The sequence below is a fragment of the Campylobacter concisus genome, assembly GCF_902460625.1.
In the GTDB taxonomy this organism is placed as follows: domain Bacteria; phylum Campylobacterota; class Campylobacteria; order Campylobacterales; family Campylobacteraceae; genus Campylobacter_A; species Campylobacter_A concisus_AD.
The window spans coordinates 70,640-93,625 of record NZ_CABPUT010000003.1; the positions used below are offsets into that span (position 1 = coordinate 70,640).

Here is a 22,986-nt window from a genome sequence, read left to right on the forward strand (position 1 = left end):
AAAAAAAACAATAATAAAAAATAATATAAAAAAATCAAAGCTATGGAGTAAAATTTTTTCTCTTTATTCATATTTAAAAAATTATTTTTAATTCTTACAAAAAATGCTTCTAAGTTTTTTAAAATTTTATATATCATTTGCTACCTTTTATGTATAAGTTATTTTGTCACATCTGAAAATATATATTCCGTGAATGTATTTTTCGCTTAGACGAGGCGAAATTTGATTTTTAAGTGGAGCGTATATTTGATACGTGAGCATTAAAAATCAAATTTCAACGAAGTATAAGTAGAAAAAGACAAGCCTTGCTATTTTACTTCATACCTCTCACCGGGTTTCATCTCTATCATCTCCCACGGCAAGCCCTGCTTATTTAGCTCGTCCATGAAAGGCTTGGCGTCGAAATTTTCCATATTAAAGACACCTTTTCCACTCCAAATGCCCTTTGCGACCATCATCGAGCCGATCATCGCAGGTACGCCCGTGGTGTAGCTCACCGCCTGCGCGCCCGTCTCGACGTAGCAAGCCTCGTGGTCGCAGACGTTATAGATATAGACTTGACGCTCTTTGCCGTCTTTTAAGCCGCGTATCACGCAGCCGATGTTGGTTTTGCCCTTCGTTCGAGGGCCTAGGCTTGCAGGATCAGGCAGTAGAGTTTTTAGAAACTGTATCGGCACGATCTTTACGCCGTTATGCTCGACCTCGTCGATGCGTAGCATGCCGACGTTTTCTAGGCACTTCATGTGAGTTAGGTAGCTTTGTCCAAAGGTCATGAAAAAGCGGATTCTCTTTAGCCCTTTGATATTTTTAACAAGACTTTCTAGCTCCTCGTGATAGAGCAGGTAGCTATCCTTGACGCCTACTTTCGGGTAGTCCCACTTGAACATTATTTCCATCGGCTCGGTCTCTTTCCACTCGCCGCGCTCCCAGTAGCGGCCCTTTGCACTCACTTCTCGCAGGTTGATTTCGGGATTGAAATTCGTCGCAAACGCATAGCCGTGATCGCCTGCGTTGCAGTCTAGGATGTCGATCTCATGGATCTCGTCAAAGAGATTTTGCTGCGCATAGGCGCAAAATACGTTCGTCACGCCCGGATCAAAGCCGCTTCCCAGCAGCGCCATCGTGTTTGCGGCTTTAAACTCGCCGTCCTTTGCCCACTGCAGCTTGTATTCAAATTTGGCGGTGTCCGGGTGCTCGTAGTTTGCGGTGTCGATGTATGGGATGCCGGCGCGAGAGCACGCGTCCATGAGGGTTAGGTCTTGATACGGCAGTGCCACATTTAAAAGCAAATCGGCGCCCGTTTTTTTGATGAGCGCGACTACGGCATCGGTATCGTCCGCATCGATCTGAGCGGTGTCGATTTGCGCGCCTAGGCGGTCTTTGATAAATTTAGCGATCGCGTCGCACTTGCTTTTGGTGCGGCTAGCAAGGGTGATCTTACTAAAAACGTCCGCGTTCATCGCGCATTTTACGGTTGCGACTTGGCTCACGCCACCTGCTCCGATGATTAAGATATTTGACATTTTTGGCTCCTTAAAATTTTAGTGATTTTAGCAAAGTTAATATAAATTTCTCGCTTTAAAAGGTAAAATAAGGCAAAAATTTAAAGGTAAAAAGATGAAGAAAATTTTGCCATTTTTAGCGCCTATTTGCCTCTTTGCAAGTAGCTGTGACGAGCTAATACAAGAGAGTGTGAGGGAGTTTTATAAAAGCGATAGAAATTTGGAGAGAGCCATAAATTTAGCCGAGCAAGCGACTGATGTCTGCTTAAAAGAGGGCAACACCGAGCAGGCGATCACTTCGCTCATAAATAGTGCTAGCATTTGCATGGTAAATAAAGAGCCACAAAAGGCGTTAGAGCTCTCACAAAGAGCCCTAGAGCTTGCGGCAAACGTTAGCGACAAGCTGCTACTAGCTCGCTCTTATCATAGCCTAGGTGCGGCACAAAAGGCGCTAGGCAGATACGACGAAGCACTTGCTAATTTTCAAGAAGCTCTAAAAATTTATGACAACGCGCCAAATGCCCCAATGAACGACGAACTCATCTGTATAAAAGGCATCGCTAGCGCCTACTACCTAAAAAACGAATTTGACAAAGCCCACGAAAACCACCTTTTAGCGCTAAATTTACTTGATATCACGCCGGAGTTAAATGGCAACGAGCTTGTGCGATCAGAGCTTTTAGTAGAGCTTGCTAACGACCTAGCAAAGCTTAATCAAAAGGACGAAGCTACCCAAAACTACAAAAAAGTGCTTGAAATTTTAAATGGAAAAGAGCAAAATCCTCGTGCACTGGATCTTTTAGAGAGAGCTAACAAAGGGCTAAATGGGCTTAACTAAAGTTTTTCTTTAGACTTTTTAGCACGAAATTTGCAAGCTCAAGTCCCTTTGAACGGTGAGAAATTTTAAGCTTCGTCTCATTATCTAGCTCACCAAGCGTTTTAGTAAAGCCATCTGGGATAAAGAGCGCGTCGTAGCCAAAGCCATTTGTACCACGCTCCTCATCAATCGCTCTTCCATGCATAAAGCCATGCGTCGTGTAGTCGCCAAATTTTGAGCTAATAGCGATACAGGCGGTATAGTGCGCTGATGAACTCTCTAAATTTAGTGCCTTTAGCTTGCTAATTAACTTTGCTCTATTGTTTGCGTCATTTGCGTTTTTGCCACATACTTTACCATTTTCATCAAGGTCAAAATAGCGAGCTGAATAAATCCCTGGCTCGCCACCAAGCGCATCTACGCTAATGCCGCTATCATCGCTAAGAGCAATAAACTCATTATCAAGCCCCTGCTCTTTAAGCTTTGCAAAGACAGCTCTTGACTTTATGAGTGCATTTTGTTGAAAAGTGCTGCCATCTTCAACGATCTCAAATGGCTTTACAACCTCGCTTAGAGCATAAATTTTATAGCCTTTTAAATACTCTTTTATTTCTTTTACTTTGTCTAAATTTGATGTCGCAAGCACGATCTTCATTGCAAGAGCTCCTTGATTTTTGGGCGTATTTTACAAAAAAGTAGATTAAATTTTTAAATTTAAATTAGCGTTAAAATGATAAACTTAGTCCTTTTAAAAATAAGGAAAATTTTATGTTAAAAAGCGTTTTACCACTATCTTTTATCATAGCAAGCAGATTTTTAGGTCTTTTTATAGTTTTGCCGGTGCTTAGCCTTTATGCCTTAAATTTACGCGGAGCAAACGAGTTTTTAGTAGGGCTAATAGTAGGCGTCTATGCGATCTCACAGATGATATTTCAAGTGCCTTTTGGAGCGCTCTCGGATAGGATAGGACGCAAAAAAACATTAACGATCGGACTTTTGGTTTTTATCATCGGCTCAATAATTTGTGCACTTACAAGCGATATTTTTACCATGCTATTTGGTAGATTTTTACAAGGTGTAGGTGCTATCGGAGCAGTTGCGACTGCGATGATAAGTGACTATATAACAGAAGAAAAACGTTCAAAAGCCATGGCGATAATGGGTGCTTTTATAGGGCTTAGCTTCACGCTTTCGATGGTGCTTGGACCGCTTCTTGCTAGAAGTTTCGGGCTTTCAAGCCTTTTTTACCTAAGTGCCGCTCTTAGCCTACTTTGCATTGTACTTCTTTATACCGTTGTGCCAAAAGAGATAAAAGTGAGTGCCAAAAGTGAAAAAGTGCCATTTGGTAAGCTGTTTTTACAAAAAGACTACATGATCATAAATTTCACCTCTTTTATGCAAAAGATGCTAGCAAGTATCGCATTTTTGGTGATCCCTATCGTTTTGGTAAAAGAGTATGGTTACGAAAGTAGCGAGCTTTACAAGGTCTATACACTTGGCGCCGTGCTTGGCTTTTTGGCTATGGGGCTAGCTGGCGCCCTTGGCGATGGCAAGGGACTTAGTAAGGTCATCTTGATAGCTGGTACGCTGCTTTTTGCTCTAACCTACACCATTTTTGCCATTAGTTTTACACTTTTTATCTTCGTTTTGGGAGTTGCTATATTTTTTATAGGATTTAACCTTCACGAGCCCATTATGCAATCAACTGCAACAAAATTTGTAAAATCCTCACAAAAAGGCTCAGCCCTTGGTGTATTTAATTCATTTGGCTATCTAGGAAGCTTTGTTGGAGGTGCATTTGGTGGGTATATCTTGCACGCCTTTGGCTTTAAAGTACTCGCCATCATCTGCGTGGTGCTTTGCGTGATCTGGCTTGTTTTACTCTTTAGCCTAAGCGATCCAAGAATTTTTAAAAACATCTACCTAAGTCCTGAAGTAAGCTTAAATTTAGAGTTACTAAATAGCCAAAAAGGTGTAGTCGATTATTACAAAAACGAGAAAAATCAAGTGATAAAATTTGACTCTCGCCTAATAAGCGAGGCGGCTTTAAAAGAGAGTTTGAAGTTTTGATCTACGACGTCATCATCATTGGCGCCGGTGCTAGCGGACTATTTTTAGGAGCAAATTTAAATGGTAAAAAGGTTGCCATCTTAGAAAAAAATAGTAGTGCTGGCAAAAAGATCCTAGCAAGCGGTGGAGGCAGATGCAACATCACAAACCGCTTCATAAGCGCCAAAAACTATCTTGGAGAGCAAAAATTTATAGAGCAAATTTTAAAGGTACTGACTCCAGATCAAGTTTTAAAATTTTTTAGTGAGCTTAAATTTAGTGAGGAAAAGCAAAATCAGTTTTTCTGCGATAGCGGCGCAAAGAGCGTCTTGAGCGTACTTTTAAAAAGACAAAATGCAGATATTTTTTATAACAAAGAAGTTCTTGGCGCTAAAAAAATAGATGAAATTTTTGAAATTTCAACCAAAAGTGAGAAATTTAGAGCTAGAAATTTAGTCATCGCAAGTGGCGGACTAAGCTACAAAGCCCTTGGCGCAAGCGACATTGGCTATAAAATAGCAAATGATTTTGGTATTGAGACATCAGCTCTTGCACCTGCACTTGTCGGATTTAGCGTACAAAAAGATGAGTTTTGGTTTAAAGAACTTAGTGGCGTCAGCCTAAACGCAGATGTGGAGATAAATAGCAAAAACGAGAGCCATAAATTTAGTGGAGACTTACTTTTTACACATAGAGGCATAAGCGGACCAGCAATACTAAACGCCTCGCTATTTTGGCAAAATGGGCGAATTTGCATAAATTTTTTGCCCAAATTTAGTGAGAAAAATTTAATAAATGGTAAAAAGCAACTTAGTTCGGTTTTGCCCTTACCAAAGAGATTTGTGCTAGAATTTTTAAAAAATTTTGGCTTAAAAGACAGAGCCTTTTATGAATTTAACAACAATGATAGACAAATAATAAAAAGGCTTTTTACTTATGAATTTGCCCCGGCTGGGACATTTGGCTTTGAAAGAGCGGAAGTTACAAAAGGTGGCGTAAAGAGTGAATTTTTAGATGAAAATTTACAAGCTTCTAACGTTAATGGACTTTATTTTATTGGTGAAGTATTGGACATCACTGGCATGCTTGGCGGATATAACTTACATTTTGCATTTGTAAGCGCTCTAAAGGTAGCTAGGGTCTTAAACCTATGATCTCCTAGAAGTTAGCTAACTTTTAGACAAATTTTCATATTTTAAATAAGATAAATTTACTATGAAAGTAGGCTATTAAGAAAATCAATTTAAGTAATTTAGATGTTAAAAATTCATAATAAATATTTTTAAAAAGATTTTGCGCCAAACAAAGGTAATAAATTTTTTGGAGTAAATTTTATAACCAAGCAAGCTAAAGGTTAGGTTAAATTTACTTTAAAGGATAAGCAGTTTGGGGATATTAGATTATCAAACCTCTTCTATAAAGCTAACGGCTTCAAATGGGTTTGAGAAAATATGTTTACTAAAATTCTCCAAATCACTCTTTTGACCATATCCACAAGTTAGACCCACGCCTGTAATAAAAGCGGCTTGTGCAGCCATTAGATCCATAATGGTATCACCTACCATAAATGCATTATTTTTATCTTTATTAAGTCTAGTTAAAGCCAAATTTATTGGCTCTGGTTTTGGTTTTGGATTAACAACATCATCTCTTCCAATAACAGTTTTTATATATTTCATAACTCCTAAATGCTCAAGCAAGATAATAGAAAATTTTGAAGTTTTAGTAGTAACTATACCCACGTCAGCAAAGCTACTTGCCTCCTTCAATGCTTCATTTGCATAATCTAAAAGTACCGTCTCATCAAGATAAATTTTTTCGTAGCAAGCTTTATATTCTTTTATATAGCTATCAATTAAATTTTTGCTTGCACCAAGTCTTTCAAACATTATTTCAAGCGGATGACCAACCAAAGACTTTAATGCATTATGGTCTGGCTCTTTTTTACCATGAGATAAGAAAGCTCTATCAAATCCTTTTAAAATAGCAGAAGTTGAGTCAATAAGTGTACCGTCTAAATCAAAAAGTATGGTTTTGTTCATCATTTTCTCCGTAGAAATAAAAAAGGGCCTAGCCGAAGCTAAGCCCCGAAAGAAGTAGCTTTAAATAATAAGATTATTTATTGAAAGTAGCTTCAACGCGTCTATTTTGAGCGCGACCTTCTTTAGTTTTATTTGTAGCAATTGGTTTAAGCTCACCGTAACCAACTGTTGAAATTTTATCCTCGCTTACTCCATAGCCAGCAAGAACATCAGCTACTGCCTTTGCTCTTTTTTCAGATAATTTTTGGTTATAAGCTTCTGCACCTACGCTATCAGTGTGACCAGCAAGTACAACTTTATAATCTGGGTGTTCGCCCATAAAGTCAGCTACTTTTTTGATCTCAGCTGCATATTTTGGTCCAACTTTATAGCTATCAAATGCAAAGTTAACATCTAAATCTCTAAGAACGATAACTTTTTCGCATCCTCTTTCATCAACAACCACGCCAGCTGGAGTGTTAGGACATTGATCTATATCATTTGGCACGCCATCATTATCATCATCAAGAACTGGAGTTGCTGCTGGAGTTGCTGCTGCAACTGGAGCTGCTGCCACAACTGGAGCTGCTTTTGAGTCAAGACCGATACCAAAGCCTAGTGAATAGAATAGGTTATGATCAGCATGTTCAAATTTGATAGCGTCTCTTGCTTCTGCTTTAAGAGCAAATCTATCAGTTACTTGATATCTTAAGCCAAAACCATATTGGCCAAAACCGCCATCTTCATTTTTAACAAAAATAGCTGGAACATCTTCATAACCAGCACCAACTAAGCCATATAGACTAACTGGTCCAAAATCAACTATATCTTTTACAAGATTTGCATGATATCTAAGGACTCTTCCTTCTCTTGTTAAGCTACCTGTTTTTTCTTTTGCTTTTTGAGTGTAATCAACACCAAGCTCTACTTGATCAAAGAAAAAATCTTCAAGATTTCTAGCAGCTCTAACACCAACGAAGTTATGGTCTTTTACACGTAGATTTCCCTCTGGGTGAACGCCACCAATAGTTGGAGTAACTTCATAATTATATGCTGCGTTAGACGCAAAAACCGCTGTTGCGGCAACCATAGCTAAAGCAATCTTTTTCATATTTAGAATTCCTTTCTTAGGATTTATTTTAAAGTGGTTACATTTTAACTGAATAAAATTTAACCGACTCTAAATCATAATTTAATTAACAATGTAAATTTGAAATTTACACAACTTAAATTTTGCAAATGCAAAAGCACTTGCAAAAACTCATTAACGTTTAGAGAATTGTGGGCTTCTTCTTGCCTTTCTTCTACCAAATTTCTTACGTTCAACAACACGAGAATCTCTAGTTAATAAGCCTTTTGGTTTAAGTGCTGCTCTAAAATCAGCATCCATATCAGCTAAAGCACGTGAAATACCGTGTCTCAAAGCCTCTGCTTGTGCTGAATAACCACCACCTAAAGTTGTGGCTACTACATCTATTAAACTCTCTTGTTTAGTAACTAGAAGTGGCTGAATTACTTTAAGCTTTATAGCTTCATGTCCACCAAGCCAAGTATTAAGATCCATACCATTTACTACGATTTTACCGCTTCCAGCTTTTATCCAAACCTTTGCTACGGCAGTTTTTCTTTTACCAGTTGCATAAACTTTTGCCATAATTATTTTCCTTCTTTTTTAGCTATTTGTGCCGTATGAGGATGCTCACTGCCAGCATAAACTTTTAGTTTTTTTATCATCTCTCTTCCAAGTTTAGTTTTTGGAAGCATTCCACGAACAGCTAATTTAAATAGTTTTTCTGGCTTATTTGCTATCAAATCGCCAAATTTTTCACTCTTTACGCTACCAAAGTATCCTGAGTGTCTGTGATAAAGTTTATCTTCAGCTTTGTTATTACCAGTAAATTCTACTTTTGAAGCATTTATGATGATAACATAGTCGCCACAATCTACGTTTGGCGTGAAGCATGGTTTGTTTTTGCCACGAAGTATAGTTGCTACCTCAGTTAGCAATCTACCAAAACGTTTACCAGCTGCATCAACAACGATCCAGTCTCGTTTAACTTCGTTTGGCTTTGTTATTTTTGTCATTTTCTTACCTTTGCCAAGTTAATTTTTGAGTTGTGATTGTATTTAAACAATGCTTTTATAAAGCTTAAATTAAGTAGCATTTAAACTTCAATATATGAAATTTTTCCATCAAGAGCGTAGAAGATGACGGCGATTATACTATGCTTTGGATAAAATTTACTTAATGCCTCTTTGTATTCTCCAACTTGTTTTTTATTTTCCTCGATATTTTTATCGGTCGTTTTATAGTCAATCACACAAATTTCGCTCTCTCCGATACAAAATAAGTCCATCTGTTTTAGTTCATTTTTTACTTTAAATGGCTGCTCTTTGTAAATTTCTTTATCTTTTATGCGCTCTAGAAATTTTGGCTCATTTATTAGCATTTTTGCCCGTTTAAAGGCATCTTCAAGCCTATCAGGTGAGAGAAATTTATAAAATTTATTTAGCATTAAACTTTTAGCTTTTAAAAGTGAATTTTCATCAAATTTCTCACTCATCTCGAGCAAATAGTGAAACGCTAAACCAAAATAGATTGCCTCTAAATTTTTACCGCTCGTTTTTTGCTCTCTTGCCTCTACATCTTGCCTTTCTATCTTTAAAATTTCAGGCATTTTTTCATCTTTTGTATCCTCTTTTTGCTCGCTCTTGCTAGGCAAAATTTTACCAAAGCTAAACTCTTTTAGATCAAGATAGTCGTTTACTTCGCTTTTATCACTTCTAGTATAAAAAGAAAAAAAGCTAGGACTATTCCCACTTGGAGCGGCTTGTTTAATGATGATAAGCGACTTTGTAGCCCTAGTGAAAGCAACGTAAATTTTATTGATATTTTCTTGCTTCTCAAGCTCTTTCATTTGCTCTAACACGCCAGCATACTCAGGATCAAAATTTTCTCTACCAGAAATTCGGCTTTTTACTATCCACTCGCCTTTTTCGCTATATTCTGTTATAAAGTTTGAGTCATCGCCCCTGCCCTTACTCATCATATCACAAACTATCACGTGAGCAAACTCGAGTCCTTTTGACTTATGAACAGTCATTATTTTTACGCCATCAGCATTTTTAGGACTGATTTTAGAACTGAAATTTTCAAGATTAAAGATAAAATCGCTTAAATTTTTGTAGCCACTGCTTAGCTCAAAAAGCCTTAAAATATCAACATCAGCCATATTTATATATAAATTTTTAGCTAGATAAAATAGGCTTTTTGTCGCACTATCTTCAGCTTTTATTTTTAGTCTTTTAGGATTTGTATTTACGAGTGCTTTTACATTTTTTTCATAAATTTCTTCACCAAAAAGACAAAATTTCGCATACTCGATGATCGCTGCAACAAACGGCGTTCGCTTTAGCTCCAAGGTGCCTTCATTTACGCTTTTTATCCCCTCACTGCTAAGCACCTCTGAGATGAGGCTGATGTCACTATTTTTCCAGCAAAGCACAGTTATCTCACTTGCATTTACGCCAGCAGAAAGTAGCTCTTTTACTTGCGAAACCGCTGCACCCGCGATATCTCCATCACTTAGCACACGCAAGTAGCCATAGTCATCTTCCTCGGCTTCAAAATAAGGACACTCGCCACTTACTTTGTAGCTTAGCTCCTTATCTTTTTTATCTGATTCTTGTGGCTCAAAACTAAGTCCATATCTATGATAAATTTCTTCAAAAATAGCGTTATTAAATTTCACCAAAGCCTTTAAACTACGGTAGTTGCTTGGCAAATTTTCTATATCTATCTGAGTAAAATCATCTCCCAGCTTATCAAAAAGCTCTTTTTTACCACCTCTAAATTTATAGATACTTTGCTTCGTATCTCCAACGTAAAAAAAGCTCCCGAGTCCGTTTTGTCCGTATCCTGAAACGATCTCAGTGATAATTGGCAAGATGATCTCATATTGGATCACATTTGTATCTTGAAACTCATCTATCAAAAGGTGATTTATGCGGCCATCAAGCCTAAAATAGAGCACATCTTTATTAAAATTTTCAACCAAAAGCTTAAAGACCAGCTTATTTATATCAGCAAAACTTAAAGCATTTATCTCTTTATTTAGCTCTAAATTTGAGTATTTATAAATGTTTAAGAGCTTGCTAAAGCCGCTAAGTCTGTATCTTTCAACCTCCAAAATATACTCTTTTGCCGCCTCTTTTAGCTTTACAAAAAGCTCATCAAGCTCACTTGTATAAATTTTGCTAAAAGTGCGGTAATCCAGGCTCTCTCTTTCAAAGACCTTATTTTTAAAAAGCTCAAATAAATTTTGCTCACTAAATGTCTTTTTGGCCGTATCACTAGCACCATTTTGTAAGGCTATATGCTCATTTATCTCCTTTTGCGCTGCTCTTACCTTGCTATCATCTGGATAGCTTGCACCGCTATCTTTTAGCTCACCGCCAAAACTCTCATAAAATTTAGCCAAAGTCTGCGAAAAGCTCGCCTCTTTTTGACTTGAGATTATCATCATGAGTGCAAGCTCACTAAGAAGCTTTTGATCTTTGCTTGCCTCTTTTACAAATTTTTTCCAAGCCAGATCTTGCAGACTATCTTGCACGCTGTAATCAGGACTGAGTCCTAAATTTTGACTAAATTTTTTTAGGATTCCAGAGAAAAATGCATCAAATGTATAAATTTTTAGCTCACTTTGCAAAAATCTATCAAGCTTCTCATCGCGTCTTTTTATGACCTCATCTTGGCTCAAGCTAAGCTCTTTGCAAAGCTTCTCAAGCTCGTCCTTTTTATTTTGCAAGCCCAAAAAAGTTGTGATTATGCGCTCTTTCATCTCATTGGCCGCTTTTTTGGTAAAGGTTAGAGCGATGATCTCGTTTATATTTTCGCCTCTAAGCACCAAAGCGATATAACGAACGCTTAAAGCGAATGTTTTCCCGCTTCCAGCACTTGCTTTTAGGGCTAAAAAATCTTTCATAACTCTCTCCTACAAAGTATGGCATACTCGCAAAATTTACAAGCTCCGCTTTTTCTTTCAAAATTTATCTTAGTGTTACTTATACTCTTTAGATTTTCTATCTCAGCCCTTAGATCATCTACGCTTTTTTTAGAGCTGATAAGCACAGGTTCATTCTTTAGAGCAAAGTAAGCACTTTTTACCTCGCTACCGTAAAGTGCTTCATAAAAAGCAAGCTGAAGTGAGTTCGCATTTGCATCACCAGTTTTATAATCAAGTATAAAAGGCTCACCATCAGGGCTAGCATCGATTCTATCGATAATGCCTTTTATCTTTACATCACAAAAACTGCTCTCTATGTCTTTTTCGCACTCAAGCACTCTAAAGCCAGCACTTAAACGTTCATTTTCAAACTCTGCGTATTCTTTAAATTTCTGCGACCAAATCTCAAGCTCAAGCGAAGAAAAATCTTGCTTTGCAAGTATTTCTTTAAAAATAGCCAAATCAAATATATTTTTTTGTCTATAAAAATCACTCGTGTAGTATTCATAAAGTGCCTTGTGCACGCTATTTCCCTGCTTAGATCCTGGCTCAGTTGCTATTGCTTTTGCTCCTTTTATACCAGCTATCTTTGCGTAATAATACTTTCTTGGGCAAGTTAGAAATAAATTTAGTGTAGAAAATGATAGCGGTTTAGTGAAAAAATCATGCTCCAAAATGATCTCATCATCGCTTAAATTTAGGCTTGTACTTCCTTTTAAAAATAATTTTAAGTACGCCTCGTCACTAAATTTCTCATCTTTTATTGTTTTGAAATTTTTTAAAAATCTTGAAGGAATACTCTCTTCATTTAAAACACAGCTTATGGCGACCTTTTTGGCATTATTTATAAGACTTTCGTAGTAAAATCTCTGCAAATTTTCACGCTCAAGGTAGCTTATAAGCCCTGCTTTTTGCCTCACTTTCGAGTTTAAAAACATCTCATTTGTGCTTCTTGCTGGGATGAAGTTATCATTAAAATCAACTATGATCACACCATCAAATTTCATTCCACGGCTCTCTAGCATGCCCATGACACTGATCTTTCCACCGCCCACATCATCGATGCTTAGTCGCGAGATATTTAGTAAAAAAATTTCACTTAGCTGCTTTAGGCTAAAGCTAAAATACCTACATAAATTCTCAATCCTAAAAAGCTCAAGCGCGAGCTTCTCTTCACATCTTGGCTCATTTTCAAGAGTTAAAAGCTCATCTATTAACTCTTTAAATTTAGTAAAGTCACAAAGTTCAAAGTAGCATGATTTAAATTTATTAAAAAGCTCTTCGCTTACGCCAAGCGTGCTCAAGATAAAGCCAAGTTCCTCGTAGCTCTCACACTTACTTTGATCAAAAACCGGTCTTACCTCTTCATTGATCACTCTTGTGATGTAAAAAAGTACCTCATAAAATTTTGTATTTTTAAAGCTCTCGCCCATAGCGTAGTTAAAAATTTTATCTCTATCATGAAGCCTTAAAATTTCACTAAAGCTCTCATCTGGCAATATAACAGCGATGTTTTCAGGCTTTATTCCATCACGCACAAACTCGCTCGCCTTTGCCATAGCGTAGGCACATTGCAGGCTTCTAGTGGCAAATCGCTTCTCTAAAACTGGCTCAATTTTTTTGATATTTTCTAAGCAAATTAGCTCATTTGTCTTTAAATTTAGCTCATATTTTTTGTAATTTTCAATCTCGCTAATAGCTGAAATTTGCTTTATTTTATTGATTAGCTTTGCATTAAAAACACTGGTTTGAAAGATAATTTTTAGCGTAGTTAGTTTTGAGATTTTCTCTAAAATTTCCCACTCAAACTCACTTAGAATTCCATCTATGTGCAGTGAAATTTCACTAAAGCTTTTGATGTAAGCTTCATTTACGTTATAAATTTTTGGCAAGGTTATATCATCATAGAGATTTTCTCTATCAAGCAAGCTCTCATACTCTTTTAAAACCGCTTCAAGTATGTTTAAATGCTCCTCAAAATTAGCGTAAATGTCGTTAAATTTAATCTCAGCAATACTCTTTTTACTAATAGCTAGCTCTTTAAAAAAAGAAAAAAGATAGTCATTATTTTTCAAAAATTCAAAAAACTCAGTTGGAATTTTAAGAACAGAGTTTGCCTTTTTGACGCTAGCACAGGCTCTATTCATAAGCACTAAAGCATAGGTGCTATCAATCTCAAACCTACCATCTACATAAACTACCTTTTTATAAAACTCAGCGATACTTAGGCTTTTTGGGATTAGCTCATCATTAAAACTTGCATTAAATTCACGAATCTTACGCGAGTTCGTAAAGACAAAAAGTTGGTTTAGGTTATGCATTTTTCTCTCTTGAATTTTTAAGCAATGATAGCTAAATGCTGATAAAAGAGCGCTTTTTACGCTTAGATAAAGCTTTAAATTTTTATCTAAATACATTAAAATTTTAAGCCTTAAAGAGCCAAAAGCTACAATCACAAAAAAAGGAGCAAAAATGCATAAAGAGTTAAACAGACAAGGTTTTTACTACGGCTTTCCGGTTTTGCTGGCTACCACAAAAGATAAAAACGCAAGCGATGATATCACGGTGCTTTCATCTTCTTGGACATTAGGAAATACAGTGGTGCTTGGCATAGGCATTGAAAATCAAGGCTTTAAAAATATCAAAAATGGTTCAGATATCACGCTAAATTTATGTGATGAAAGCCTGCTAGAAGCTGTGCAAAAAATGGAAAAACTAACTGGTGATAGTGAAGTACCAGAAGAAAAAAAGAATCTTGGCTACATCTACGAGCACGACAAATTTAAGGTGGCAAATCTCAGCAAAGAGCCTGGCATAAATGCAAAAACCGTCAGGATAAAAGAGTGCAAGATACAGATAGAAACGGTTGTAGAAAAGATAGAGTTAAAAGAGTGGTTTAGCATCGTTACTTGTAAGATTACAGGCATTTTTGTAGATGAAAATTTACTAAAAGATGAAAAGATAGATACGCAAAAATGGCATCCACTAATCTATAAATTTAAAGAATATGTCGGCACTTGCGAGCGTTTGGGATTAAATTTTGGATTTAAAGAGATTTGATTTATAGCTTTATTTGATAAAAACTTAGCAACTTGGTTTTAGATTTAGCTAAAAAGATTAGTTTATTAAAATTTTAAATCCAGCTTTGAAATCTTTTCCATATACCAAAGCTGCGATTTTAAGATCATTTTGTGACATTAAGATCAAATTTATAATACCTTGTGTCATTAGTGTCACTTAGCCTTAAAAGTAGCTGCCACCTGCCTTCTTTTAGACTTGTTTCTTCGCTTACTAGATCATTTTCTTGCCATGAAGCTCTTAAAATTTTATTTTCTTTATTTGTCTGTGGGCGAGTGAGTAAAATTTCATATTTTAAAGCTGAAATTTCTCCTTTTTTTGGAGTTAGATGAAATTTAAACTTAGCATTTAGTGCATTAAAATTTGGCTCAAATTTTAGATCAAATTTCTCATCAAAGCGTTTTTCACTCTCTTTGATAAAGGTTATGTTTTCATCGACATTTTGGTAGCTTTGCATATAAGAGCTATCCATTTCAACTGGATGTTTCAGTGCTATGATGATCGTTACTGCGCAAGCGATAATGATAGCAATGAAACTAAGCACGATAGCATAAGGCCAAAAGGTTTTTTTATCCATTTTTTACCTTTTTATAAAAGATAACAATTATAAAAAATGCAACCAAACCATAGATGAAAAATCTTAAAAAATTTAACGTAGTTTTATTTGAATTTCCAACACTACTTTCAAGCTGTAAATTTAAGCTAGATGCGATTTGCTCGGCAATATCAGCGTAGCCATTTAATATAGCAGCATTATAGACATCTTTGCCATTTTTAGAAACTAAAATAGGAATTATCGTTCCTGACTCTGGATTTACACTTAAAATTTGTTCTTTATTAAAAAGTTTTGAGGTATTAGCATCGGCAAAAATTTCTACTTTCTTTTTATCTTTTATAAGCAGTAAAAAAGCATAAGGTGAGCTAAGGTTTTGCTCTTTAAAAAGAGATTCTAGCTCACCATCTTTATATACGCCAACTACTAAATTTATACCGCTTTTTGTGTAAAGCTCACTGCCGATCTCATTTAGCTTTACACTTACTTTTTGGCTTAGAATTTCATCATTATTTATCACAAAATTTGCTCCCAAAGCCAAACTTTGTGAGAGCAAAAATATAAAAATGAGTATAAATTTTCTCACACCTAGCCTACAAAAAGGTGGTTTGATGTAAGCACTGACCATGCACAAATAGCTCCTGCAACAACTATCAGCAAGATTATGGCTTTTTCTATTATGCCTAGCATCGCTACTCCTTTATAATGACGTGTTTAGCGTTATCAACGCTCTTCATCTCAATGCTACTTGCATCTTTTAATAAGTAAGGCTTGGTTGCTACATCTTTTTGCAATCCAATACCAATATAAGTAAGTACGCCAAGGATAGATAGCAAAAGCAAAACTGCCACCAAATAACCGCTAATACCATTTAAAGCAAAGATATTTCTATTTTTATTTTCCATTATTCGCCCTTTGATAGCGATATGACATATTCGCCAACTGCTTTTTGTTGTATCTCGTTTAATCTGCCATCATTAAATTTAGGCATAACACCGATATTGCCGTTTTTACCACGATTTAGTACATCTACGATGAACTCACTTGAACCATATTTACTAAGATCAGCCGACATGCCATCCATGCCTTTACCATCATCTCCGTGACAAGCTGCACAAGCTGCGTAAAGCTCTTTTCCCATAGCTACTAAATTTTCGTTTTTTGTACTTTTTATAGCACTTATCTCTTTTGCAACATAAGCTGCGATAGCCTTTGCTCCATCAGCATCAGCTAGCCCTGCTGGCATCTCACCCATAGGATAATCAAGCCCTTTTGAGCCATTTAGTATCGTATCAATTATTCCTTGTTCGCTACCCCAAATTTGTAAATTTGCAGCTTTGCCACCAATGCCATCGCCTGTGATGCCATGACATGCTGAGCATTGCACCAAAAATACGCTCTCTCCCATAGCATGAAGCGTTTCTTTGCTTGGGTTTGCATACTCTTTTTCAAATTTAGCGTTTGCCTCTTTTACTTCTTTATTATATTCACCGATTTGTGAGTAAGAATTTAGTGGATAACCAAGTAAATAATACCAAATCGCCCAAACAAGCGTTAGTAAAAAAACTACTGCCCAACCAAATGGAACTGGATTTTTATACTCGCCTATCCCATCCCAGTTATGCTCGCTAAGCTCTACACTTTCATCTTTTTTAACTTTCATTTGACCAACATACTTGCCAGCTACAACGACAGTTAGTACGATAATTAAGATGGCACCTATTAACGCAAGTAAATTTATATTATCTTCTAAATTTAGCCATTGCATACGCTCTCCTTTGTAGCCTTTTGCTCTAAAATTTTACTTCCGATCTCATCATCTAGGGCTAATCTTGAATATTTCTCATAATTTCTTCTACCTTGCTTTTCACTTTTGTAAAGATGAAAAAAATAAGCGTACAAAGTGATAGCTAAGAATGCTGTCAAAATAAAATAGCCATAAGCTTGAAGTTCTCTAATATCCATTATTAACTCCTATTTTAGGCTATTTAGATAGGCGATAAGTGCCACGATCTGGCGAATTTCACCCTTTGCAAAGGTACTTTTTACTTGCTCATCTTTCATACTTTCAACGATACTTGCAGCCTGCTCTTTCACGTTGGCATTTGCTTGCTCAAAAGTACCAAGAGCTGGCATATCTTTCTCATCATAAGGCGCGTTAAAGACCTTTTTAACAGTTAGTGCTTCAGCGTAAGCGGTCTCTATATCAGCATTTTTCTTAAATAAAAATGGATATGCTGGCATGATCGAACCTGGCACAACAGAGGCTGGGTTTAGCATGTGATTTTCATGCCAATCTGTTGTTCTATAATTACCCACACGCATAAGATCTGGACCCGTTCTTTTTGAACCCCAAAGATGAGGACGATCATAAGCAAATTCGCCACTTAGCGAGTACATGCCGTATCTATCAGTCTCTGCTTTAAACGGACGTATCATCTGTGAGTGACAAGTATTGCAACCATTTTGTATATATATATTTTTTCCAGCAAGCTCTAAAACTGTATAAGGTTTTGTACCCTCAAGTGGCCTAGCTCTATTTGCAAAGTCAGGTAAAATTTCTACCACACCAGCATAAGCTATGACGATAAATACGCAAACTGCAAAAAAGAATGGATTTTTTTCTAACCAAGCAAACATCACATCACCTCCGCATTGGCTTTAGCACCGCCCATAGGCGTTGCACTTTTTGGCTCTGCCAAAATAGCTTTAGCAGAAGTTGATTTGTAGATATTATAAGCAAACATCAAAAAGCCAATCAAATACAAAAGTCCACCAATAGCTCTAATATAATAATAAGGTATAAGCACTACAACAGTATCAATAAATGAGTAGAGTAAATTTCCATAGCTATCAGTCGCTCTCCACATCATACCTTGCGTAATACCAGCAATCCACATCGAAGCAAAGTATAAAACTATACCTGTTGTTTGTATCCAAAATTGAGCTTCCATTAAGGATTTTGAATAAATTTCGCGCCTAAAGACACGTGGCGTCATATGATAAAGTGCCGCCATAGTCATAAAACCAACCCAGCCAAGTGCGCCGTCGTGTACGTGTCCTGGCACCCAGTCAGTATAGTGAGCTAGTGCATTTACAGATTTAATAGCTAAGATAGGGCCTTCAAGAGTTGAAAACATATAAAAAGTTGAAGCTAGGATCATAAATTTAATAAGCGGGCTCTCGCGAAGTTGTGTCCATTCGCCTTTCATTGTAAGAAGCATATTAATAGCTGAACCCCAAGAAGGTAAAATCAAAACAATAGAAAAAACCGAACCCATAGTCTGCATCCAATCAGGCACAGCAGTATATATTAGATGGTGACCGCCAGCCCAAAGATAAATAAACATAAGGCCCCAGAATGAAAATAACGAAAGCTTATAAGAAAATATTGGCTGTCCACTCTCTTTTGGCAAGAAATAATAAATTTGGGCGATGATCGCTACTGTAAATACAAATGCAACTGCGTTATGACCGTACCACCACTGAACCAAGGCATCATTTGAGCCAGCATACATCGAAACTGAGTGTAGCCATGAGCCATATCCACTAACTAGTCTTGTTGGAATTTCCATGTTATTAAATAGATAAAGCATAGCAACGCCAAGGAATGTAGCAATGTAATACCAAACTGAGATGTAAAGTGTCTTCTCGCGGCGTATACCAATAAGTCCAAATATACTTACGCCCCAAAGCACCCAGACTACTACTACAGCAATATCTAGTGGCCACTCAAGCTCGGCATACTCCTTAGATGTACTCTCGCCCATAAAAAGCGTCACGACAGCTAGAATCATAACAAGTATATAAAGCCAAAAATGAAGCTTACCAATGAACATCAAAAACGGAGATTCGCTCATTGATACTTTTAGAACACGCTGTCCTATGTAATACCAAGTGGCAAATATACCAGAGAGCATAAAACCAAAAATGATACCGTTAGTATGAAGAGGACGCAATCTACCAAATGCCGAATACTCACCAGCTATATAGTTTAGATCAGGACAGGCAAGCTGAAAAGCCACCAAAACACCAATAGCCATGCCAACAATACCAAAAAATATCGTGGAGAACATAAAGAGTTTTGCCACACTATAATCATAATGTAGCAACTGGGATGGTCGCATAAATTTTCCTCCTAGTTAAATTTATATTAATTTTCGGTTATTTTAGAGTAGAAAAACTATAAAAAGACTTAATTAATATAAATTCTCTTTTACTAGGAGAGTCTTCTATCTATTTTGTAACCAAGTCCAGGAACATTTTTTATAAAATTACTACCGACTTTATCCCTGACACGTTTAACAAAGGTCCTAATAGCAGCCTCTGTCACGCTCTCACCGACCCAAACAACATTTTTTATTTCATCGTGAAGCACAAGCGTACCAAGCCTTTTTATGAGCAAAGATATAAATGCAAGTTCTTTTTTTGTAAGAGAAATTTCAACACCATCTCTGATAAGCACACGTTTTATTTTATTAAAACTATATCCATTTGTAACCTGAATAATATTTGCTGTTTCTATCTTATTTTTGGCAACATTTTCTAAAGTAACCAAAAAATCATCAAGATCAATCGGCTTTAAAACGTATTTATCAATACCAACATCTATCGCTTTTAGAAGTGTCTCTTTTTCACTATTTGTGCTAAAAACTATAATAGGTGTATCTTTTGAAATTTCTTTAATGCTTTTAGCCATATCAAGGCCATTCATTATAGGCATAAAAACGTCTGTTATAACCATATTTGGATTATATTTTTTAAATTTCTTAAGTCCTTCATCGCCATTTTGAGCAGTGATAACTTTTTCGAATTTATCTCGCATAACTTCTTGTACTATTTTTTTACCATCTCCCTCATTTTCAACGATAAGAACAGTTAGATTATTAAGAATCTTGCTCATTTATTCTTCCTTTTTGGTTATATTTATTAAACATCATAAATTTTGACACAATTAAAAATTATTTCTCTTATTTTTTATCTTAAGCATTTGCTCTATATCCTAAAAATGATAGATAAATTCCATTTATTATCATTATACTAGCCGAAATCTTAAACATTATGTCTTTAAATTTTTCATTTAAAATTCCAAATACAAAGCTAGCCAAAAGCATAGCTGGCAATGTACAAAGGCCAAATACAAGCATTATAAAAGCCGAATCAATAAAATTTGCACTTAAAATCCCAAGTGCCAAAAAATAATAAACCACGCCACAAGGCAAAAAGCCATTTAAAAAACCAAGTAATAAAAAATTTGTTAAATTTTTCTTTTGAATCCTCGTTTTTGCAATTCTTACTACAAAATTAAGCGCCTTTTGATTCTCTACAAATTTTAAAAGCTCACCCCTAAAAAGTAAGGCAATACCGATAAACGCGATCACTAAGCCAACTATAAAAAATATAAGACCTCTTGCTTGCAAGCCAAAGCTAATGGCCGCTCCAAAGGCACCAAACAAAGCTCCTAAAACTACATAAGCAAAAATTCTAGCTAGACTATAAAGTGTGCTTAGCATTAGAATTTCTCTCTTACTTTTGCCTTTAAAAAATAGAGTCTGTAAGCTTAAAAATCCGCTGCACATACCTACACAATGACTAAAGCTACTTAAAAATGCAACTGAGATAATCATGTAAAGGTTTATATTTTGCATCTTATAAAATTTCTAAAAACTGCTTAAATATATACTTACTCTCGCTTGGACCACCACTTGCTTCTGGGTGGTGCTGAACTGAAAAGATCGGATAGTCTTTGTATCTCACGCCTTCGATTGTGTTGTCAAATAAATTTCTATGAGTCACAACAGCTACTTCTGCGATACTCTCAGGTACGTTGTAATTGTGATTTTGTGTTGTTATCTCGATCGCTTTTGTCTCTAAATTTAGCACTGGGTGATTTGCTCCGTGCTGACCAAATTTAAGCTTATATGTCTCGTATCCAAAGGCGTTTGAGAGTAATTGATGTCCAAGGCAAATGCCAAATATAGGTATCCTAGCCTCAATCATCTTTTTGATCTCGCCTATTTCGGCCTTTAAATTTTTTGGCTCACCAGGGCCATTTGATAAAAATACCCCATTTATCTCGCCATTTTTAAATTTTTCTATCAAAATTTCAGCCTTAGTGTCGTGTGGCACGACGATGACTTCAAGACCAGTTTCACATAGCTCGTTTAAGATATTTCTCTTTACGCCAAAGTCAAAAACAGCTATCTTTTTGCCAATACTTTTTAGCGGCTTATATGACTTTAAATTTCTATCCCAAGCGCCTTTTTTGTGCTCATATTCATCCATCGCACTAACTGTTTTTACGTAGTTTATATTTTCTATACGTCCACTACTCTCAAGCCTGCGTTTTAGCTCGTCTTTGTCGCTTATCTGTGTCGAGATGTATGCCATAAGCGCACCCTCGTCACGTAGCATCTTTGTAAGATATCTAGTATCAACGTCATAAACGCCAAATTTGCCCTGTTCTTCGAAAAATTTACCCAAAGATTTTTGCGAGCGGTAATTTGACGGAGTCTCGTTGTAGCTTCTCATTATAACGCCACTTGCATGAATTCTAAGACTCTCCATATCGTCTTCGTTTATACCTACTATGCCTATTTCTGGCATCGTAAAGACGATAAACTGACCAGCATAGCTTGGATCGCTCATGATCTCTTCATAGCCAGTCATCGAGGTATTAAAGACGAGCTCACCTGCACACTCACCATGAGCACCAAAAGCTTTTGCTTCTAAAAAAACACCATTTTCAATATAAATGTAAGCTTTCATTAAAGCATACCTCTTTTTTTAAGCTCATCTTGATACAAACGCTCAAAGACAAGATCATATTCATCAGTTCCTGGGATTAGCTTATGTTTATAATTTTGTATCATTTCATAGACATCATCTTCTATCTTCTCATAGCTTTTTAAGTACTCGTCTATTGAGTTATAAATCACATTTTTTACACGATTTTCAGATACATTATAATCAACAAGACCGCTCTTCCAAATAGTTTCAAGCACTTTGTGAGCGATATTACTAAATCTATCTTCGTGGGTTAAAATTACATCAAATTCACCTGCGAGCTTCTTTTTAACGAGCCAAAACATATTTTTGCGGTCAATTTGCATAGTTTGCATCTCGTCTTCATTTTTCTCCAAAAGCTCATTTACTCGCTCATCTAAAGCTCTTTCTTTTTGAATATCGACTGTTAAAATTTCACTTGTTTTTGCTACGATTGGCTCAATACCTTTATTTAGTCTTACGAAACCACAATTTAGAAGATCTATTGCTATTTTATGTGAAATATACGGAACGTGTGGGAGTTTTAAACGCATTTTAAACCTTTAAATTTTTATGCCATTTTAACTAAATAAAGGTAAAACTTTACTTTGAAATTTTAACGACTTTATTATTATCGCTTCTTAAAAAATAAATTTCTCTTCGTCCTTCATAAAGTATCTTTCCATCAGTCTTTTGCTCATTTTCTAAATTTGATGAGATATCTAAAGATAGCGATTTGCTCATAAAATAATTCTCTCCTAAAGTGCGTCCAAAGTCAGGATACCAACTAAAAGCACAAACTATCAGCAAAACTAAATAAAAGGCTCTAAAAATTTTTCTAAAAGGCGCGTAAAAAAAGCAATACCCAAATATAAAAAATACGGGCAAAAGCCATAAAAAAGGCACGTTATCAACAAAAACAACATTAAAATACTCGCTTATGCCATAGTAAGAAAAGTAGTTGTTGTAAATTCCAACAAATAGCGTAAAAATAGGAGCAAGGACAAATATAATACCTGTAAAAAAAGCATTTAAAATTTTCATAATCTCTCCTTTTGAGTGAGATTATATTAAACATAAGCTTTAATATTACTAGATTGATGAAAGCTGGACTAAAATTCAAGGCAAAATGCCATACATAGACATCTACCGCTTCCAGCAATACTTTAAAAACAGTTTAGCTATAAGCCAAACT

The 22,986-nt window shown here is 36.1% G+C and carries 24 protein-coding genes; 4 read left to right on the plus strand and 20 right to left on the minus strand.

What is annotated here, in order from left to right:
- Positions 1-308: 308 nt before the first annotated feature.
- Complete coding sequence (locus tag F3G69_RS02525) at positions 309-1,523, minus strand: saccharopine dehydrogenase family protein (RefSeq protein WP_103600236.1); 1,215 nt, start codon at positions 1,521-1,523, stop codon at positions 309-311.
- 94 nt (positions 1,524-1,617) lie between these two features.
- Here F3G69_RS02525 and F3G69_RS02530 point away from each other — a divergent pair, with 94 nt between their 5' ends.
- Positions 1,618-2,340: a tetratricopeptide repeat protein gene (locus F3G69_RS02530; RefSeq protein ID WP_103600237.1), complete on the plus strand. Its 723-nt coding sequence runs from the start codon at positions 1,618-1,620 to the stop codon at positions 2,338-2,340.
- Here F3G69_RS02530 and F3G69_RS02535 read toward each other — a convergent pair.
- Entirely contained in the window at positions 2,333-2,974 is a 642-nt protein-coding gene (locus tag F3G69_RS02535; protein ID WP_149714315.1) for a non-canonical purine NTP pyrophosphatase, read from the minus strand. The genes F3G69_RS02530 and F3G69_RS02535 overlap by 8 nt on opposite strands.
- A 113-nt stretch (positions 2,975-3,087) precedes the next feature.
- Here F3G69_RS02535 and F3G69_RS02540 point away from each other — a divergent pair, with 113 nt between their 5' ends.
- Entirely contained in the window at positions 3,088-4,389 is a 1,302-nt protein-coding gene (locus F3G69_RS02540) for an MFS transporter (protein ID WP_149714316.1), read from the plus strand.
- Positions 4,386-5,522 carry a BaiN/RdsA family NAD(P)/FAD-dependent oxidoreductase gene (locus tag F3G69_RS02545; protein WP_149714317.1) on the plus strand — a complete coding sequence of 379 codons (1,137 nt, stop codon included), beginning with the start codon at positions 4,386-4,388 and terminating at the stop codon, positions 5,520-5,522. Before F3G69_RS02540 ends, F3G69_RS02545 begins: the two co-directional genes overlap by 4 nt.
- Positions 5,523-5,771: 249 nt before the next feature.
- Here the strand turns inward: F3G69_RS02545 and F3G69_RS02550 are convergent, their stop codons facing one another.
- The 6 genes from F3G69_RS02550 to F3G69_RS02575 all read right to left on the minus strand — a co-directional run bounded on the left by F3G69_RS02550 (position 5,772) and on the right by F3G69_RS02575 (position 13,812).
- On the minus strand, positions 5,772-6,410 hold the full coding sequence (locus F3G69_RS02550) for an HAD family hydrolase (protein ID WP_149714318.1): 639 nt from the start codon (positions 6,408-6,410) through the stop codon (positions 5,772-5,774).
- A 73-nt stretch (positions 6,411-6,483) separates the two neighbouring features.
- Complete coding sequence (locus F3G69_RS02555) at positions 6,484-7,500, minus strand: OmpA family protein (protein WP_084041636.1); 1,017 nt, start codon at positions 7,498-7,500, stop codon at positions 6,484-6,486.
- Positions 7,501-7,653: 153 nt separating this feature from the next.
- Positions 7,654-8,043: a 30S ribosomal protein S9 gene (gene rpsI / locus F3G69_RS02560; protein ID WP_021084780.1), complete on the minus strand. Its 390-nt coding sequence runs from the start codon at positions 8,041-8,043 to the stop codon at positions 7,654-7,656.
- 2 nt (positions 8,044-8,045) lie between these two features.
- A complete protein-coding gene (gene rplM / locus F3G69_RS02565; protein WP_002939292.1) occupies positions 8,046-8,474 on the minus strand; it encodes a 50S ribosomal protein L13 in 429 nt (142 codons plus the stop codon).
- A gap of 80 nt (positions 8,475-8,554) precedes the next feature.
- Entirely contained in the window at positions 8,555-11,374 is a 2,820-nt protein-coding gene (locus tag F3G69_RS02570) for a RecB-like helicase (RefSeq protein ID WP_149714319.1), read from the minus strand.
- On the minus strand, positions 11,371-13,812 hold the full coding sequence (locus F3G69_RS02575) for a PD-(D/E)XK nuclease family protein (protein WP_223155863.1): 2,442 nt from the start codon (positions 13,810-13,812) through the stop codon (positions 11,371-11,373). The genes F3G69_RS02570 and F3G69_RS02575 overlap by 4 nt, the downstream gene beginning before the upstream one ends.
- A gap of 55 nt (positions 13,813-13,867) precedes the next feature.
- Here F3G69_RS02575 and F3G69_RS02580 point away from each other — a divergent pair, with 55 nt between their 5' ends.
- Positions 13,868-14,455, plus strand: a complete 588-nt coding sequence (locus F3G69_RS02580) for a flavin reductase (RefSeq protein ID WP_149714320.1) — start codon at positions 13,868-13,870, stop codon at positions 14,453-14,455.
- 124 nt (positions 14,456-14,579) lie between these two features.
- On the opposite strand, the gene F3G69_RS02585 is transcribed toward F3G69_RS02580, so the two are convergent.
- The 12 genes from F3G69_RS02585 to F3G69_RS02640 form a co-directional block, all read right to left on the minus strand.
- Positions 14,580-15,050: a FixH family protein gene (locus F3G69_RS02585; protein ID WP_085657825.1), complete on the minus strand. Its 471-nt coding sequence runs from the start codon at positions 15,048-15,050 to the stop codon at positions 14,580-14,582.
- Positions 15,043-15,612: a hypothetical protein gene (locus F3G69_RS02590; protein ID WP_087576560.1), complete on the minus strand. Its 570-nt coding sequence runs from the start codon at positions 15,610-15,612 to the stop codon at positions 15,043-15,045. The genes F3G69_RS02585 and F3G69_RS02590 overlap by 8 nt, the downstream gene beginning before the upstream one ends.
- A 106-nt stretch (positions 15,613-15,718) precedes the next feature.
- Entirely contained in the window at positions 15,719-15,931 is a 213-nt protein-coding gene (locus tag F3G69_RS02595) for a DUF4006 family protein (protein ID WP_149714321.1), read from the minus strand.
- Positions 15,931-16,794, minus strand: coding sequence for a cbb3-type cytochrome c oxidase N-terminal domain-containing protein (locus tag F3G69_RS02600; protein ID WP_103592810.1), 864 nt, complete (start codon positions 16,792-16,794; stop codon positions 15,931-15,933). Before F3G69_RS02600 ends, F3G69_RS02595 begins: the two co-directional genes overlap by 1 nt.
- Entirely contained in the window at positions 16,782-16,991 is a 210-nt protein-coding gene (locus tag F3G69_RS02605; protein ID WP_021090915.1) for a cytochrome c oxidase, cbb3-type, CcoQ subunit, read from the minus strand. Before F3G69_RS02605 ends, F3G69_RS02600 begins: the two co-directional genes overlap by 13 nt.
- Before the next feature lie 9 nt (positions 16,992-17,000).
- A complete protein-coding gene (gene ccoO / locus F3G69_RS02610) occupies positions 17,001-17,666 on the minus strand; it encodes a cytochrome-c oxidase, cbb3-type subunit II (RefSeq protein ID WP_149714322.1) in 666 nt (221 codons plus the stop codon).
- Positions 17,666-19,153, minus strand: a complete 1,488-nt coding sequence (gene ccoN / locus F3G69_RS02615; RefSeq protein ID WP_149714323.1) for a cytochrome-c oxidase, cbb3-type subunit I — start codon at positions 19,151-19,153, stop codon at positions 17,666-17,668. Before ccoN ends, ccoO begins: the two co-directional genes overlap by 1 nt.
- Before the next feature lie 92 nt (positions 19,154-19,245).
- Positions 19,246-19,929, minus strand: coding sequence for a response regulator transcription factor (locus F3G69_RS02620; protein ID WP_021090989.1), 684 nt, complete (start codon positions 19,927-19,929; stop codon positions 19,246-19,248).
- 79 nt (positions 19,930-20,008) lie between these two features.
- Complete coding sequence (locus F3G69_RS02625; protein WP_257639875.1) at positions 20,009-20,674, minus strand: sulfite exporter TauE/SafE family protein; 666 nt, start codon at positions 20,672-20,674, stop codon at positions 20,009-20,011.
- Position 20,675: 1 nt separating this feature from the next.
- Positions 20,676-21,794 (minus strand): glutamine-hydrolyzing carbamoyl-phosphate synthase small subunit, encoded by a 1,119-nt coding sequence (carA, locus tag F3G69_RS02630; RefSeq protein WP_084041626.1) that lies wholly within the window; start codon positions 21,792-21,794, stop codon positions 20,676-20,678.
- Positions 21,794-22,345, minus strand: a complete 552-nt coding sequence (locus F3G69_RS02635) for a DUF507 family protein (protein WP_087578297.1) — start codon at positions 22,343-22,345, stop codon at positions 21,794-21,796. Before F3G69_RS02635 ends, carA begins: the two co-directional genes overlap by 1 nt.
- 49 nt (positions 22,346-22,394) lie before the next feature.
- Entirely contained in the window at positions 22,395-22,835 is a 441-nt protein-coding gene (locus tag F3G69_RS02640; RefSeq protein WP_103600248.1) for an isoleucyl-tRNA synthetase, read from the minus strand.
- Between the last annotated feature and the right edge of the window lie 151 nt (positions 22,836-22,986).